The organism is Streptomyces sp. NPDC046866, assembly GCF_040704625.1.
In the GTDB taxonomy this organism is placed as follows: Bacteria; Actinomycetota; Actinomycetes; order Streptomycetales; family Streptomycetaceae; genus Streptomyces.
In genome coordinates this window covers 266,008-281,139 of record NZ_JBEYXN010000004.1, presented here as the reverse complement: position 1 = coordinate 281,139, position 15,132 = coordinate 266,008, and the positions used below count along the sequence as shown (strand labels likewise).

General features: G+C 73.8%; 14 protein-coding genes. 8 read left to right on the top strand and 6 right to left on the bottom strand.

Annotated elements, in window-relative coordinates; translation table 11 throughout:
- Nucleotides 1–7: 7 nt before the first annotated feature.
- A complete protein-coding gene (locus AB0953_RS09665; RefSeq protein ID WP_366858848.1) occupies nt 8–1,588 on the bottom strand; it encodes a Na+/H+ antiporter in 1,581 nt (526 codons plus the stop codon).
- A gap of 74 nt (nt 1,589–1,662) precedes the next feature.
- Here AB0953_RS09665 and AB0953_RS09660 point away from each other — a divergent pair, with 74 nt between their 5' ends.
- The 3 genes from AB0953_RS09660 to AB0953_RS09650 all read left to right on the top strand — a co-directional run bounded on the left by AB0953_RS09660 (nt 1,663) and on the right by AB0953_RS09650 (nt 3,602).
- Nucleotides 1,663–1,923, top strand: a complete 261-nt coding sequence (locus tag AB0953_RS09660; protein WP_366858847.1) for a UBP-type zinc finger domain-containing protein — start codon at nt 1,663–1,665, stop codon at nt 1,921–1,923.
- A gap of 204 nt (nt 1,924–2,127) precedes the next feature.
- Nucleotides 2,128–2,541, top strand: coding sequence for an anti-sigma regulatory factor (locus AB0953_RS09655; protein WP_366858846.1), 414 nt, complete (start codon nt 2,128–2,130; stop codon nt 2,539–2,541).
- Entirely contained in the window at nt 2,538–3,602 is a 1,065-nt protein-coding gene (locus tag AB0953_RS09650) for an RNA polymerase sigma factor SigF (RefSeq protein WP_366858845.1), read from the top strand. Before AB0953_RS09655 ends, AB0953_RS09650 begins: the two co-directional genes overlap by 4 nt.
- 78 nt (nt 3,603–3,680) lie before the next feature.
- On the opposite strand, the gene AB0953_RS09645 is transcribed toward AB0953_RS09650, so the two are convergent.
- Nucleotides 3,681–4,115 (bottom strand): hypothetical protein, encoded by a 435-nt coding sequence (locus tag AB0953_RS09645; protein WP_366858844.1) that lies wholly within the window; start codon nt 4,113–4,115, stop codon nt 3,681–3,683.
- An 84-nt stretch (nt 4,116–4,199) separates the two neighbouring features.
- Between AB0953_RS09645 and AB0953_RS09640 the strand changes: the two genes are divergently transcribed.
- Entirely contained in the window at nt 4,200–5,165 is a 966-nt protein-coding gene (locus AB0953_RS09640) for a diacylglycerol kinase family protein (protein ID WP_366858843.1), read from the top strand.
- A 321-nt stretch (nt 5,166–5,486) separates the two neighbouring features.
- Entirely contained in the window at nt 5,487–5,744 is a 258-nt protein-coding gene (locus AB0953_RS09635; protein WP_003953983.1) for a WhiB family transcriptional regulator, read from the top strand.
- 197 nt (nt 5,745–5,941) lie between these two features.
- Here AB0953_RS09635 and AB0953_RS09630 read toward each other — a convergent pair whose 3' ends face one another.
- The gene (locus tag AB0953_RS09630; protein ID WP_361914649.1) at nt 5,942–7,411 is read right to left on the bottom strand and encodes a PAS domain-containing sensor histidine kinase; all 1,470 of its coding nucleotides are present in this window, start codon (nt 7,409–7,411) and stop codon (nt 5,942–5,944) included.
- Between the two features lie 435 nt (nt 7,412–7,846).
- Nucleotides 7,847–8,440 (bottom strand): TetR/AcrR family transcriptional regulator, encoded by a 594-nt coding sequence (locus tag AB0953_RS09625; protein WP_366858842.1) that lies wholly within the window; start codon nt 8,438–8,440, stop codon nt 7,847–7,849.
- 84 nt (nt 8,441–8,524) lie between these two features.
- Here AB0953_RS09625 and AB0953_RS09620 point away from each other — a divergent pair, with 84 nt between their 5' ends.
- Together AB0953_RS09620 and nagB are read left to right on the top strand one after the other, a co-directional pair.
- Nucleotides 8,525–9,286 carry an SDR family oxidoreductase gene (locus AB0953_RS09620; RefSeq protein WP_366858841.1) on the top strand — a complete coding sequence of 254 codons (762 nt, stop codon included), beginning with the start codon at nt 8,525–8,527 and terminating at the stop codon, nt 9,284–9,286.
- A gap of 195 nt (nt 9,287–9,481) precedes the next feature.
- Complete coding sequence (nagB, locus tag AB0953_RS09615; RefSeq protein WP_366858840.1) at nt 9,482–10,267, top strand: glucosamine-6-phosphate deaminase; 786 nt, start codon at nt 9,482–9,484, stop codon at nt 10,265–10,267.
- Nucleotides 10,268–10,314: 47 nt separating this feature from the next.
- On the opposite strand, the gene AB0953_RS09610 is transcribed toward nagB, so the two are convergent.
- Nucleotides 10,315–11,583 carry an FHA domain-containing protein gene (locus tag AB0953_RS09610; protein WP_366858839.1) on the bottom strand — a complete coding sequence of 423 codons (1,269 nt, stop codon included), beginning with the start codon at nt 11,581–11,583 and terminating at the stop codon, nt 10,315–10,317.
- Nucleotides 11,584–11,662: 79 nt separating this feature from the next.
- On the opposite strand from AB0953_RS09610, the gene AB0953_RS09605 reads away from it, so the two are divergent.
- Nucleotides 11,663–13,573: a serine/threonine-protein kinase gene (locus AB0953_RS09605; RefSeq protein ID WP_366858838.1), complete on the top strand. Its 1,911-nt coding sequence runs from the start codon at nt 11,663–11,665 to the stop codon at nt 13,571–13,573.
- A gap of 64 nt (nt 13,574–13,637) precedes the next feature.
- Here AB0953_RS09605 and AB0953_RS09600 read toward each other — a convergent pair whose 3' ends face one another.
- Nucleotides 13,638–15,128 carry a glycoside hydrolase family 3 protein gene (locus AB0953_RS09600; protein ID WP_366858837.1) on the bottom strand — a complete coding sequence of 497 codons (1,491 nt, stop codon included), beginning with the start codon at nt 15,126–15,128 and terminating at the stop codon, nt 13,638–13,640.
- Nucleotides 15,129–15,132: the final 4 nt, after the last annotated feature.

Below are 15,132 nucleotides of genomic sequence, written 5' to 3'. Positions count from 1 at the left end.
GGAGTGGTCAGGCGGTGTCCTCGCGGTAGGCCGCCGCCTCCTCCAGGTCCAGCCGCCGCAGCAGACCCCGCAGCATCTCGTCGTCGATGCGGCGCCGGTCCCGCAGGGAGACGAAGACCTCCCGCTCCGCCTCGATCATCTCCCGCGCCAGGCGCCGGTAGACGTCGTCCGCCGACTCCCCGGTGACCGCGTTGACCTCGCCCAGCCGCTCCCACACCGCGTTGCGCCGCCGCTCCAGCACCGTGCGCAGCCGCTCCGCCAGCGGCGGCGGCAGGGCGTTCTCCGGGGCGGCGAGCAGCTCCGCGAGCCGTTCCTCCGCCGCCCGGGAGGCCTCGCTCTGGGCCTGGGCCTCGGCGAGGGTCTGCTCCTTGGCGTCCCGGGGCGGCAGCCTCAGCAGCCGGATCAGCGGCGGGAGGGTCAGCCCCTGCACGACCAGCGTGCCGATGACGGTGGTGAAGGTGAGGAAGAGGATGAGGTTGCGGTGCGGCACGCCCATCGGCACCGAGAAGGCGATGGCCAGGGAGACCACGCCCCGCATCCCCGCCCAGCCGACCACCACCGGCGCCTTCCAGGTGGTGTCCGGCTCCCGCAGCCGGATCCGCTCCGAAGCCCACCGGGGGACGAAGGTCGCGGGGAAGACCCACACGAACCGGGTGACGACCACCACCGCGAAGACCGCCACCGCGTACCAGGCGGCGTGCACCCCCTGGTACTCCCCCAGGCCCCTCAGCACGACCGGCAGCTGGAGCCCGATCAGCGCGAAGACCACCGACTCCAGGATGAAGGCGACCATCTTCCACACCGCCTCCTCCTGGAGCCGGGTCGCGAAGTCGACCTCCCAGTTGCGGTGGCCGAGGTACAGGGCCACCACGACCACGGCGAGCACGCCCGAGGCGTGCACCCGCTCGGCCGCGGCGTACGCCACGAACGGGATGAGCAGCGACAGCGTGTTCTGCAGCAGCGGCTCCCGCAGCCGCTTGCGCAGGTGGTGGATCGGCACCATCAGCAGCAGGCCCACCCCGACGCCGCCCACCGACGCGAGCAGGAACTCCGCGATCCCGCCCGCCCAGCCGACGCCGACGCCGACCGCCGCGGCCAGCGCCACGTTGTAGGCGGTGATGGCGGTGGCGTCGTTGACCAGGGACTCCCCCTGGAGGATCGTCGTGATCCGGTTCGGCAGCCCGAGCCGGCGCGCGATCGCGGTCGCGGCGACCGCGTCGGGCGGCGCCACCACCGCACCCAGGACCAGCGCCACGGGCAGCGACAGCCCCGGCACGGCGAGGTACGCCGCGTACCCGACGGCCAGCGTCGCGAACAGCACGTACCCGACGGACAGCAGCGCGACGGGCCGGATGTTCGCCCGCAGGTCCAGGTAGGAGCTGTCGACCGCGGCCGTGTACAGCAGCGGCGGGAGCAGCAGCGGCAGCACGATGTGCGGGTCGAGCGTGTACGCGGGCACCCCGGGCACGGCCGAGGCCAACAGGCCCGCTGCGACCAGCAGCAGGGGCGCGGGCACCGGGGTGCGGCGGGCGAACCCTGCAACGGCCGCGCTGCCCGCCACCAAGGCCACCAGCTGCAATACCTCCATCGAAGATCACCCTCGCTCGTCGTGGCCGATCGGCCTTCGTCCTGCAGCGCCCGCACGTCAGTACGCTGGCCATCATGAGCGAGTGCACCCACGTTCCCGAACTGCCGCGCCCCGAGCCCGTCCCGACTGCCCTGACCTGCACTGAATGTCAGGTTCTCGGCAGTCACCCGGTGCAGCTGCGGATGTGCCTGGGATGCGGGCACGTGGCCTGCTGCGACTCCTCCCCGCACCGGCACGCCACTGCGCACTACCACGCGACGGGCCATCCGGTGATGCGGAGCTTCGAACCGGGCGAGACCTGGCGGTGGTGCTTCGTGGACGGTTCGATCGTCTGAGGCGGGGTAGTTCAACCCTCCGCCGGTTCCCCTCATTTGGGCCCGCAGACCCCTAGCCACTGTGCGTGCCGATGGGCATACCATCGGTCACCGGCCGTAGGCACGGGCGTCCCGGACGGGTGTGATGAGGGGTGCCGCGACACGATCGCCCGGATCGCGGTAGCGTCACCGGCGAAGAGAGCTCGTACCACCTTGGAGGTGAGGGTGTCCCAGATCGCAGGCGAGCCCGCGACTCAGGACTTCGTGGAAGTCCGGCTGCCCGCTGCGGGTGCCTACCTGTCGGTGCTGCGAACGGCCACGGCCGGCCTCGCAGCACGTTTGGACTTCACCCTCGACGAGATCGAGGACCTCCGCATCGCGGTGGACGAGGCCTGCGCGATCCTGCTCCAGCAGGCCGTGCCGGGCTCCGTCCTCAGCTGCGTGTTCCGGCTGGTCGACGATTCGCTGGAGGTGACCGTCTCCGCGCCGACCACCGACGGCCGGGCCCCGGAGCGCGACACGTTCGCCTGGACCGTCCTGTCGGCGCTGGCCGGCAAGGTCGAGTCCACGGTCGGCGACGACCGCACGGTGAGCATCAGCCTCTACAAACAGCGCGGCGCGGGTCCAGGCCCGGCGTGAGCGGCGGGGAGATCCCGGTGCGGGGCGGGGATCGGCCCCGGGTACGGCACGAGGTCGACGGCGGCATCCCGGAGCAGCAGCAGGCCCGGCCGCACCCGGCTGACGCGGATGCGGACAACGGCTTTTTGGACTCGGCGGAGCGACGGGCGGGCCCCATGAGCGAGAACCAGAACGAAGAACCACAGGCGTCCCGGCCACCCGCGGGCGCCGCCACGGCCGAAGACCGGGACACGGAACAGGACGCGGAACGGGACGCCTACGCGGACCTGGCGCCGGAGTTCCCGGCGCCCCCGCCGCTGCCCGACCCGCGCGACCGCAGCGGGGCCCGGGCCCTGTTCGTCGAGCTGCGGGCCCTGCCCGACGGCTCGCCGGAAAAGGCCGAGCTGCGCAACCGGCTCGTACGGATGCACCTGCCGCTGGTCGAGCACCTGGCGCGGCGGTTCCGCAACCGCGGCGAGCCGCTCGACGACCTGACGCAGGTCGCGACGATCGGCCTGATCAAGTCGGTGGACCGGTTCGACCCGGACCGCGGGGTCGAGTTCTCGACGTACGCGACGCCGACGGTGGTCGGGGAGATCAAGCGGCACTTCCGCGACAAGGGCTGGGCGGTCCGGGTGCCGCGGCGCCTGCAGGAGCTGCGGCTGTCCCTGACCACGGCGACGGCCGAGCTGTCGCAGCAGCACGGCCGCTCCCCCACCGTCCACGAGCTGGCCGAGCGGCTGGGGATCTCCGAGGAGGAGGTGCTGGAGGGGCTGGAATCGGCCAATGCCTACAGCACCCTGTCGCTGGACGTCCCGGACACCGACGACGAGTCGCCGGCGGTCGCGGACACCCTCGGCGCGGAGGACGAGGCGCTGGAGGGCGTCGAGTACCGCGAGTCGCTCAAGCCGCTGCTGGAGGGGCTGCCGCCGCGGGAGAAGCGGATCCTGCTGCTGCGGTTCTTCGGCAACATGACGCAGTCGCAGATCGCGCAGGAGGTCGGCATCTCGCAGATGCACGTCTCGCGCCTGCTGGCCCGCACCCTGGCCCAGCTCCGCGAGAAGCTGCTGGTCGAGGAGTAGGCAGCGCCTGCACCCACGCCGACGGGGCGTGCACGAGCCGGGCTCGTGCACGCCCCGTCGGCGTGGGTCGTGCGGCGCTCAGGAGGAGGACGACGGCCCGATGCCCAGGGCCTCGGTGGCCGTCGGGTTGACCAGCAGCACCACGACGGCGACCGCGGCCGCGGCCAGGGCCGCGGCGGCGGCGATCATCGCGCCGCCGGTGGTGTAGAGGGTCCAGGCCACCGGCAGCGCCATCAGCTGGGTGATCAGCGCGGGCCCGCGGCTCCAGCGGCGGCCGAGCCGCAGCCCGCGGGCCGCGACCAGGGGCAGGGCGGCCAGCGCGATCAGGGTGATCCCGCCGGTCTCGGCCTGCTGCGGGGAGTCGGGGTCGCCGGCGATGCCCACGAACAGCATGTAGATGCCGAGGCCGGCGAGCGCCAGGCCTTCGAGGGCGGTGAGCGCGGCGGCTGCGGTGAGCCGGCCGGGCAGGGGGGCGGTCGGCCGGTCCGGGGCGGGGGTGGGCTTCGTACTCACTCCAGCAGGGTAGCCGCGCGGCCCCGGCGGCGGAGGGGACGGGCCGTACGGGAGCGGTAGGACGGGGTCGGTAGGCTGGTGTTCATGCGTGCACTCCTCGTGGCCAACCCAGCAGCGACGACCACCAGTGCGCGCACGCGCGACGTCCTCATCCACGCGCTGGCCAGCGAGATGAAGCTGGAGGCGGTGACCACCGAGTACCGGGGGCACGCCCGGGACCTGGGCCGCCGGGCCGCGGAGACCGGTGTCGACCTGGTCGTGGCGCTGGGCGGCGACGGCACCGTCAACGAGGTGGTCAACGGGCTGCTGCACCACGGCCCGGATCCGGACCGGCTGCCGCGGCTGGCGGTGGTCCCCGGGGGGTCCACCAATGTCTTCGCCCGCGCGCTCGGGCTGCCCAACGATGCGGTCGAGGCGACCGGCGCCCTGCTGGACGCGCTGCGCGAGCACCGGGAGCGGACGGTCGGCCTGGGCCTGGCGGCCGGCACCCCGGGCACGGAGGACGAGTCGGTCCCGGCCCGCTGGTTCACGTTCTGCGCGGGCTTCGGCTTCGACGCGGGCGTGGTGGGGCGGGTCGAGCAGCAGCGGGAGCGGGGCAAGCGTTCGACGCACGCCCTCTATGTACGACAGCTGATGCGCCAGTTCTGGGAGGAGCCGAACCGGCGGCACGGCACGGTGACGCTGGAGCGTCCCGGCGCGGCTCCCGTGAGTGACCTGGTGCTGTCGATAGTCTGCAACACGTCGCCCTGGACGTACCTGGGCAATCGGCCCCTGTACGCCTCCCCGGAGGCGTCGTTCGACACCGCACTTGACGTACTGGCGCTCAGCCGTTTGTCAACTCCGGCTGTCGCGCGCTACGCCGCACAGCTCCTGACCTCGACTCCTGAGCGCGGTCCGCACGGCAAGCATGCAGTGTCTCTGCACGATCTGACCGACTTCACCTTGCATTCGAAGGTTCCGCTTCCTTTCCAGATGGACGGAGACCACCTCGGTCTGCGCACCAGCGTTCGGTTCACAGGCGTTCGCCGTGCACTGCGTGTGATTGTGTGAGTAGAAGGGGCCAAAGTCCTTTCAGTCGAACGTTTACGCGCCGATCCACCCTCAAGATGTAGGGCTGTGACCTAGTAGACACCGACGAATCAAAAAAAACTTTCCGGAAGGGGTTGTATCCCCGTCCGAGGTTTGCGAATCTCTTCATGGCGATCGGGGCAGCCCGCAGAACCGGCTCCCGGACAGACCGCCAGAACCCCTCCACGAGTCTCCGACTGACCTTCCGCTTAGCCGGGCGGTCGCCCTTCCCTCACGGGGGGATTCGTGAAAGCGTTCACATTCACAAGCAACCTGCCCGCAATACAAGGAGATGGAGCAGCCATGGACTGGCGTCACAACGCCGTTTGCCGCGAGGAAGACCCGGAACTCTTCTTCCCCATCGGCAACACCGGTCCTGCGCTGCTGCAGATCGAGGAAGCCAAGGCCGTCTGCCGCCGCTGCCCCGTCATGGAGCAGTGCCTGCAGTGGGCGCTCGAGTCCGGCCAGGACTCCGGCGTCTGGGGCGGTCTCAGCGAGGACGAGCGCCGCGCCATGAAGCGCCGCGCCGCTCGCAACCGGGCGCGCAACGCCAGCGCCTGACATCGACTTTCGAGCCTCGAGCCGCAGCGCGTAGTTACACCTGATAGCGCTCAGCAACGTGCTCTCGAGCCCCGGATCGATCCGCCCCGACCACCGTCGGCGGCGGAACGGTCCGGGGCTCAGTGCTGTCCGGGGCGGTCCGGCTCACCGCCGAGGGCCCGTCACGGTGAGTGACGGGCCCTCGCGCTGCTGCGGCGCTACTTCTGCGGGCTGACGGGGACGTCCAGGACGACCTTGGTGCCGCGCGGCTCCGCCCGGACCATGTCGAACGTGCCGCCGAGCTCGCCCTCGACGAGGGTCCGGACGATCTGGAGGCCGAGGTTCCCGGCGCGCTGCGGGTCGAACCCCTCGGGCAGTCCGGAGCCGTCGTCGAGGATCGTGATCAGCAGCCGGCCGTCGGTGCGGCCGGTGCCGCTGCGGGCCGCGGTCACCTCGACGGTGCCGCCCTCTCCCTGGGTGAAGGCGTGCTCCAGGGCGTTCTGGAGGATCTCCGTCAGGACCATCGACAGCGGAGTGGCCACCTCCGCGTCCAGGATCCCGAACCGGCCGACCCGCCGGCAGTCCACCTTGCCCGGCGAGATCTCAGCGACCATCGCGATCACGCGGTCGGCGATCTCGTCGAACTCGACGCGCTCGTCCAGGTTCTGAGAGAGGGTCTCGTGCACGATCGCGATCGAACCGACGCGGCGCACGGCCTCGTTGAGCGCCTCGCGGCCGCCCTCGGAATCCATCCGCCGGGCCTGCAACCGCAGGAGTGCGGCCACGGTCTGGAGGTTGTTCTTCACCCGGTGGTGGATCTCCCGGATGGTCGCGTCCTTGGTGATCAGTTCGCGTTCGCGACGTCGCAGCTCCGTGACGTCGCGGCACAGCACCAGCGAGCCGATCCGGGTGCCCTTGGGCTTCAGCGGGATGGCGCGCAACTGGATCACCCCGCCGTTGCCCTCGACCTCGGTCTCCCGGGGGGCCCAGCCGCTGGCCAGCTTGACGAGCGCCTCGTCGACGGGGCCGCGGGAGGGGGCGAGCTCGGCGGTGGTGGTGCCCAGGTGCTGCCCGACGAGGTCGGAGGCGAGCCCGAGCCGGTGGTACGCCGACAGCGCGTTCGGGGACGCGTAGGTGACGACCCCGTCGGCGTCGAGCCGCATCAGGCCGTCGCCGACGCGCGGGGAGGCGTCCATGTCGACCTGCTGGCCGGGGAAGGGGAAGGCGCCCGCCGCGATCATCTGGGCGAGGTCGGAGGCGGACTGGAGGTAGGTCAGCTCCAGCCGGCTCGGTGTACGCACCGTGAGCAGGTTGGTGTTGCGCGCGATCACGCCGAGGACGCGGCCCTCGCGCCGCACCGGGATGGACTCGACGCGGACGGGCACCTCCTCGCGCCACTCGGGGTCGCCCTCGCGCACGATCCGGCCCTCGTCGAGGGCGGCGTCGAGCAGGGGCCGCCGGCCGCGCGGCACCAGGTGGCCGACCATGTCGTCCTGGTAGGAGGTGGGGCCGGTGTTGGGGCGCATCTGCGCGACCGAGACGTACCGGGTGCCGTCGAGGGTGGGCACCCACAGCACGAGGTCGGCGAAGGACAGGTCGGAGAGCAGCTGCCACTCCGAGACCAGCAGGTGGAGCCACTCCAGGTCGGTTTCACCGAGAGCGGTGTGCTGGCGTACGAGGTCGTTCATGGAGGGCACGGGCCGAGCGTACCCCGGGCTTGGCCATGACTTTCCCCACGGCGACTACTGGGGAGTATCCAGGAAGGGGTGACTCCGCGTACTGTTGGAGAAAGTGACGGGTTTCGCCGGCCCGACATTGGATGGACAGAGCAGAATGGTCTAGTCCACAATGGGCAACAATCTTCCGCCCTCCCCGCACAGGAGGACGGATCGAGGCGGCCGCGCGCTCTGCCCTGACCGCGCAGGCAGCCTCCCAACCGGCCGCGGGAACCGCACACCCGCCGGCCGTTAGTACTCCGGGCTACGGTGCCGGGCGGGTTGAGGGTCCCGCCCCGGCACCGTGGCCCAGAGGAACTCCCGCCACTTCTGCCGCGCCCGTGGCGCCCCCGGCTTCCGCCGCCGCCGCTGCTGCCGCGCCTGCCGCTTCCGCCCCGTGCGCCGCCGTCACTGCGGCCAGGCGAGCATCGCCCGTTCCGCGACCGCCTCCAGCTCCTGCCGCGTCGCCCCGTCACGCGACTGCTGGGACATCCCCTGGAGGACCGCCACCGCGTACCGGGCCAAGGCCGCGGTGTCCGTGTCTGCGGGGACCAGGCCCGCGGCGACGTCCGCCCGGATCCGGCGCTCGAACAGCTCGATGTTGGCCGTGCGCCGCTCGCGCAGCGCCTCCGCCACCTCCCGGGAGGTGGTGTTGACGGCCGCGCTGATCACCATGCAGCCCGGCGGGTGGGCCGGGTCGGTGTAGACCTCGGCCGCCTCGCGCAGGATGCGCTCCATCGCGGCGCGGGCCGTGGGCTCCTCGGCGAGGGCCACGGCCGCGAAGTCCCCGTACCGGCCGCCGTAGACCACCACGACCTCGTCGAACAGCGTGCGCTTGTCGCCGAAGGCCGCGTACAGGCTGGGGGCGCTGATGCCCAGTGCGCCGGTCAGGTCGGAGATCGAGGTCGCCTCGTAGCCCTTCTCCCAGAAGGCGAGCATCGCCTTGTCCAGGGCGGCGTCGCGGTCGAAGGAGCGGGGCCTGCCGCGCTGTCCGGTCACCATGCACGCATTCTATAGCGCCCACTACGGAATCTGGTACGGTGCCTTTCTGTAGCGACCACTAGGAAATGCGAAGGGGGGCGCGTCATGGGCGTGCTCGACGGCAGGACGGCACTGGTCACGGGCGGCAGCCGGGGGATCGGACGGGCGGTGGCGCAGCGGCTCGCGCGGGACGGGGCACTCGTCGCCGTGCACTACGGCAGCAACGCGGAGGCGGCGAAGGAGACGGTGGCCGCCATCGAGGCGGCCGGGGGGCGCGCGTTCGCGATCGGGGCGCAGCTCGGCGTCCCGGGCGACGCCCAGGCCCTGTGGGCGGCGTACGAGGCCCATCCGCAGCACACGGAGCAGGTCGACATCCTGGTGAACAACGCGGGCGCGGCGGCGTTCGCCGGCATCGCGGACACGGACGAGGAGACCTACGACCGGGTGCACGCGCTCAATGCGAAGGCGCCGTTCTTCATCATCCAGCAGGGCCTGGCGCGGCTGCCGGACGGCGGCCGGATCGTGAACGTGACCGGCACCCCGCAGATCGCCCTGCCCGCGATCCTGGCGGCCATCACGGCGAAGGGCGCCGTGAACGCCCTGACCCGCTCGCTGGCGGCCGAGCTCGGCCCCCGCGGGATCACCGTGAACTCGGTGGGCCCCGGGATCATCGAGACCGACCTGAACGCGGGCTGGCTGGCGGATCCCGCGGCGCGGGCCCACGTGTCCTCGCGCTCGGTCCTCGGCCGGGTGGGCACGCCCGACGAGGTCGCGGCCGTGGTGGCGTTCCTGGCCTCGCCGGACTCCGGCTGGGTGACGGGCCAGCACCTGGACGCCACCGGAGGGCTCCAGCTCGCGCTGATGTGACGGGCTGCGCCGCGGCGCCGGGCCGGCCGGGACGGACGGGGGCACCCGGACCGCGCGGCCGGCACCGGGAGGCCCGGCCCCGGGATCGGGACGAGGATGGAACGGGGCCGATTTTCCGGGCCGCAGACGCCCGGGCTCTGCTAGATTGGTCTATACCACACCGCCCCATCCCCCTCCCAGATCGGCAGGCCCCGCGTGGAAGTTGTCATCGTCCCGGACGCCAAGGCAGGCGGCGAGCTCATCGCGGAGGCCATGGCGGCCCTCGTCCGCCGCAAGCCCGACGCCCTGCTCGGTGTGGCCACCGGCTCCACCCCGCTGCCCGTCTACGAGGCGCTGGCCGCCAAGGTGAACTCCGGGCAGGTCGACGTCTCCCGGACCCGCGTCTGCCAGCTCGACGAGTACGTGGGCCTGCCGGCCGGGCACCCCGAGTCCTACCGCGCCGTGGTGCTCCGCGAGGTCGTCGAGCCCCTCGGCCTGTCGGAGTCCTCCTTCATGGGCCCCGACGGCACCGCCGAGGACCTCCCGGCCGCCTGCGCGGCGTACGACCGCGCCCTCGCCGAGGCCGGCGGGGTCGACCTGCAGCTGCTGGGCATCGGCACCGACGGGCACATCGGCTTCAACGAGCCGTGCTCCTCGCTCGCCTCCCGCACCCGGATCAAGACGCTGACGCAGCAGACCCGGGTCGACAACGCGCGCTTCTTCGACGGCGACCTGGAGCAGGTGCCGCACCACGTCATCACCCAGGGCATCGGCACCATCCTCGACGCCCGCCACCTGGTGCTGCTCGCCACCGGCGAGGGCAAGGCCGAGGCCGTCGCGCAGACCGTCGAGGGGCCGCTCTCCGCGCTGGTCCCGGCCTCCGCGCTGCAGCTGCACCCGCACGCGACCGTGGTCGTGGACGAGGCGGCCGCCTCCAAGCTGAAGCTCGCGGACTACTTCCGCCACACCTACGCCAACAAGCCCGCGTGGCAGGGGCTGTAGGCCGGTAGGCCTAAGAGCCCACGGGAGTTCGGGCCGGGCCGGCGCCGTCAGCGCGTCGGGTCCGGCCCTTCCGCGTTCCCGTCCCCGGCTCCGTCCCGGCCCGCGTCCGCGCGCGCGTCCGTGCCCGCCGCTGCCTCGGGGTCCTCCTCGGCCGGGGGCCGCAGCGGGTGGTCGGCCTGCCAGGTCGTGGCGCTCGCCCGAGTCGGTACGGGGCCCCGCCCGGCCCCCGCACGCCAGGCGTCCGCGAGCTCCGCGGGGAAGCGCCGCCCGCTGCGGGTCAGGACGACCCCGGGCGCCAGCTCCACCTCGTCGCCCGGGCGGAACGGCCGGTCCGCGCCCGGCGGCAGCCGCGCCCAGGGCCCGGGCCCGCCGCCCTTGCCGGCCGTGCGCATCCGCGTCCCGTACCGGCTGACGTCGCGCACCAGCACCGCGCCGCCCTGCGCCGAGACCGTCACGTGGGTCCGGCTGACCTGGGCCGCCACCTCGGGCGAGAGCAGGCTGTGCAGGGCGATGCCCTCCGGGCCGGGGAAGCGCCCCACCTGCGCCCGCGCCCCCTCGTCCAGCGTGTACCGCGCGACGCAGGACCCGTCCACCACCACCTTCAGCTGGGTCGTGCCGCGGCGCGGACCGTCGTCCGCGAGCGGCGCGCCGTGCAGCTCGCAGGTCGGTACGCCCCCGCGCATGCGGGGCAGCAGGACGCGGTCGCCCGTGCGGCTGTCGTACAGCGAGCAACGGGGCTCCGGACAGCGCCAGTTCCGCGTCAGCACCTGGGTCAGGGGCGTGCGGGCCGGCCCGAGCAGGCCCTGCTTCTTCAGCGCGGCGAACTCCATGTGGCGGGAGATGTCCGCCGCCGAGCGGACCCCCATGTCCATCGCGACGAGGGCGACCGAGCCGTCGGGGCGGGGCTCGGGGCGCAGGAACTGCCAGGTGTTGCCCTGGATCCAGGCGTGTTCGGCCCGGTGGTCGACGAAGTGGTCGCCGGTCACCACGCGCAGGCCCGTCATCCGGGCGAGCTCCAGGATCCGCTCGTCCGCGTCGCCGACCTCCTCCACCAGCTCCTCGGCCACCCAGCGGCGCAGCCGGCGGACGTCCTGCGGATCGGTGAACTGCGTGTGCCCGCCCAGCAGGCTCGCGTCGGCGACCGCGTACGCCGAGACGTCCGGGTCCCCGGTGGCCTCCATCAGGGCGCGCACGACGAGCCCGAGCCGGAGCAGGGACCGCGGTCCCCTGGGTCCGATGTCCGTGCGGCGCACGATGTTGGAGAGGTCGATGAGGTAGTCGGCCGTCTCGGCCGAGGCGGCCAGGTGGCGTTCCACAGGTGTGCCTCCTCGGCGCTGCCGCGGATTCCGCGGTTTTCCCGTCGGCGTCGTCGTGGCCAGATATAGCATCACCGGCGTGACGACGGAGGGTGATCGCATCAACACCACAGGTGGAGGACGCCCGTTGGCGGGACTCGGCCCCGACGACCCCCGGGAGGTGGCCGGTTACCGGCTCCTGGCGCGGATCGGCGAGGGCGGAATGGGGGCGGTGTACCTCTCCCGGACCCGCGGCAACCAGCCCGTGGCCCTGAAGGTGATCCGCCGCGAGTACGCGGAGGACCCGGGGTTCCGGCGCCGCTTCGAGCAGGAGGCGCTGGCGGCCCGGCAGGTGCAGGGCTACCACATCGTCCCGGTCGTGGACCACGACACGAGCGGGCCCCGGCCGTGGCTGGCCACCGCGTACGTGCCCGGACTGCCGCTGGACGAGGTGCTGGACCTGCACGGGCCGCTGCCGATGACGACGGCGCTCCAGCTGGTGGGGTGCGCGGCCGAGGCGCTCCAGGCCGTGCACAAGGCCGGGGTGATCCACCGCGACCTCAAACCGGGCAACGTGCTCATCGGATCGGACGGGCCGTGGGTCATCGACTTCGGGATCGCGCGGGCCGCCGACGCCGCCCGACTCACCCGCAGCGGGGGCTTCATCGGCACGCCGCAGTTCATGTCGCCGGAGCATGCGGGCGGCCTGCCGCTGACGCCCGCTACGGACGTCTTCTCGCTCGGCCTGATCGCCGCGGTGTGCGCGACCGGCCGCCATCCGTACGGAGAGGCCGGGGCCATCACCGTGGCGACGCAGATCGCCAACACCGCGACCCGGCCGCCCGATCTGAGCGGGTACCCGGAGCCGCTGCGCGGCATCCTGCGGGACTGCCTGGCCGCGGACCCCGACGCCCGCCCGACCCCGTCCGAACTGGCCGGGCTGTGCCAGGACCTGAGCGGGCGGCCGCTGCGCGACTTCGCCGGCTGGCTGCCCGGGCCGGTGGCGCGGGACATCGCCCTGCGCCGGCGCCAGGCGCTGGCTCGGACGGAGCCGCCGGAGCCGCAGGCTCCCCCGGCCGGGTACGGGGGCGGGACCACGCAGCCGCCGTACGCCCCGGCCGGCACCGGATCGCCGGCCGCGGGCCCCGCGACGGGCGCGCCTCCGGCCGGCGGCCCGGCGGCCGGGGCCACCACGGGCGGCGGGCCGCTGCCGCCGCAGGGCGCGCCGTACGCACCCGGCGCGGGCGGCGCCGCCGCAACCGGCGGGTGGGGTCCGCCCGGCGGCGGCGCGGGGGCGGCACCGCCGGCCCCGCCCTCTGCCCCGCCCTCGGCCCCGGCGGCGGGCGGGCACCGCGGGCCCCGGCCGCTGACCGTGGGCGTGACCGCCCTGGCCCTGCTCGCCCTGACGGCGGGCGGGTACGTGTACCTGCGCGAGGAGGCCCCGGACAAGGGCGCGGACCGAGGCGCCGCCGGGCAGCCCGCCGACCCGGGCGCGGGCGACCGGTCCCCCGCCGCGGGGCCGGCCGCGTCCGCCTCGGGGTCCGCGTCCCCGGGCCCGGCCGCTGCCACGGCGTCCGCCGCCGCCCCGAAGGGCAAGACGTACAAGGTGGTCTTCGAGAACCAGGCCTTCGCCCTGCGCTGGCCGTCCACCGGCTACACGCAGTTCGACCTGGACACGCCCAGCGCCTTCCCGTCGGGCGCGCAGAACGGCCGGATCGAGCTGACGTACGCCACCGTCGGCGGGCCGCCGAACAACCACGAGATCGTCTTCGCCACCCCCACCGGCCTGAGCGACTCCCCCGCCCCCGACGCCTGCCACACGGCGGTGGGCGCCAATGCGCTCTCCGGCCGGCTGGACGCAGCGACCATCGACAAGGAGCTCACCGCGGGCCGGATGCTGTGCACCGTCACCCTCGAGGGCAAGCTCGCGATGATGCGGATCGACCGGGTGGAGCCGAACGACGGCAAGCCCGAGTTCTTCACCCGGCTGACCGTGTGGAGCATGTCCTGACGCCGCCGGCGACACCCGTGCCCCCGGCTGCCATCCGGGGGCACGGGTGCGGACCGGGGGCTGGTCAGACCCCCGCGATGACCTCGGCCGCCGCCCGGCCGCAGACCCGCGCGGCTCCGTGCGTCGCGAGGTACAGCGCGCCGCGCGGCTCCGCCCGCGGCAGGCCCATCTCGACGACGACGGTGTCCGGACGGGCCGCGACCAGCGCGTCGACGGCCTCGGCCATCCACGGGTACCGGTGTGCGTCGCGGACCACCGCGACCACCGTGCGCCCGCCCGCCGCGGCCAGGATCTCCCCGGCCGTGGAGCCATTGCCGTACACGCCCGACGCGGTCCCCGGCAGCAGCGCGGCCAGCTCGGCGGCCACGCCCCACGGGGTCTCACCGCCCACCGCGATGTTCGGGGCGGGCGCGAGCGTGGCGACGTACGGCTCGGTGACCGGCGCCGCGGTGCCGTGGACGGCCAAGGCGCGGCGGGCGGCCTCCAGGCCGATGCCGGGCGCGCTCCCCTCCGGCGCGCCCGGCGCGGCGTGGGCGGCCCGTGCCGCCCGGGTCCACCCGGCCAGCGCGCGGACCCTGGCGGCGGCGTCGGCGAGCCGCTCCTCGGGCAGCGTGCCCTCGCGCACGGCGGCGACCAGGGCGTCGCGCAGCCGCAGGACGGTGGCCTCGTCGGCGAGCCCGCCGCCGACGCAGATCGCGTCGGCGCCGGCGGCGATGGCCAGCACCGAGCCGCGCTCGATGCCGTAGGTCCCGGCGATGGCGTTCATCTCCATGCCGTCGGTGACGATCAGCCCCTCGTAGCCGAGCTCCTTGCGCAGCAGTCCGGTCAGGATCTGCGGGCTGAGGGTGGCCGGCCGGGTGGGGTCGAGGGCCGGCACCAGGATGTGCGCGCTCATCACGGCCCTGGAGCCGGCGGCGATGGCCGCCCGGAACGGGACGAGCTCGCGGGCCGCGAGGGTCTCCAGGTCGGCGTCGATGCGCGGCAGGGCGTGGTGGGAGTCGACGTTGGTGTCGCCGTGGCCGGGGAAGTGCTTGGTGCAGGCTGCGACGCCGGCGGCCTGCAGGCCCTCGACGTACGCGGCGGTGTGCCGGGCGGCGAGGTGGGTGTCGGCGCCGAAGGAGCGGACCCCGATGACCGGGTTGTCGGGGTTGGAGTTGACGTCCGCGGACGGCGCCCAGTTGAGGTCGACCCCGCACGCGGCGAGGCGGCGGCCGAGCTCCCGGGCGACGGCGCGGGTCAGGTCGGTGTCGTCGACGGTGCCGAGGGCCAGGTTGCCGGGGAAGGAGGAGCCGCCGCGGACCTCGAGGCGGGTGACGTCGCCGCCCTCCTCGTCGATGGCGACGAGCAGGTCCTCCCGCTCGGCGCGCAGCCGGGCGGTGAGCGCGGCGAGCTGGCCGGGGCTTTCGATGTTGCGGCCGAAGAGGCCGACGGCGGTGAGGCCTTCGCCGACCCGCCGCAGCAGCCAGGCCGGGGCGGTGGTGCCCTCGAAGCCGGGCTGGAGGACGGCGAGGGCGTCCCGGGTGAGGGTGTCGGCGGAGTGCGCAAGGACGGTCATGTGG

What these genes read in the sequence shown, in the direction of transcription:
- AB0953_RS09600 (WP_366858837.1), bottom strand. Translation starts at nt 15,128, where the DNA reads ATGACCGTCCTTGCGCACTCCGCCGACACCCTCACCCGGGACGCCCTC.
- AB0953_RS09635 (WP_003953983.1), top strand. Translation starts at nt 5,487, where the DNA reads ATGGACTGGCGTCACAACGCCGTTTGCCGCGAGGAAGACCCGGAACTC.
- AB0953_RS09620 (WP_366858841.1), top strand. Translation starts at nt 8,525, where the DNA reads ATGGGCGTGCTCGACGGCAGGACGGCACTGGTCACGGGCGGCAGCCGG.
- AB0953_RS09660 (WP_366858847.1), top strand. Translation starts at nt 1,663, where the DNA reads ATGAGCGAGTGCACCCACGTTCCCGAACTGCCGCGCCCCGAGCCCGTC.
- AB0953_RS09640 (WP_366858843.1), top strand. Translation starts at nt 4,200, where the DNA reads ATGCGTGCACTCCTCGTGGCCAACCCAGCAGCGACGACCACCAGTGCG.
- AB0953_RS09665 (WP_366858848.1), bottom strand. Translation starts at nt 1,588, where the DNA reads ATGGAGGTATTGCAGCTGGTGGCCTTGGTGGCGGGCAGCGCGGCCGTT.
- AB0953_RS09630 (WP_361914649.1), bottom strand. Translation starts at nt 7,411, where the DNA reads ATGAACGACCTCGTACGCCAGCACACCGCTCTCGGTGAAACCGACCTG.
- AB0953_RS09625 (WP_366858842.1), bottom strand. Translation starts at nt 8,440, where the DNA reads ATGGTGACCGGACAGCGCGGCAGGCCCCGCTCCTTCGACCGCGACGCC.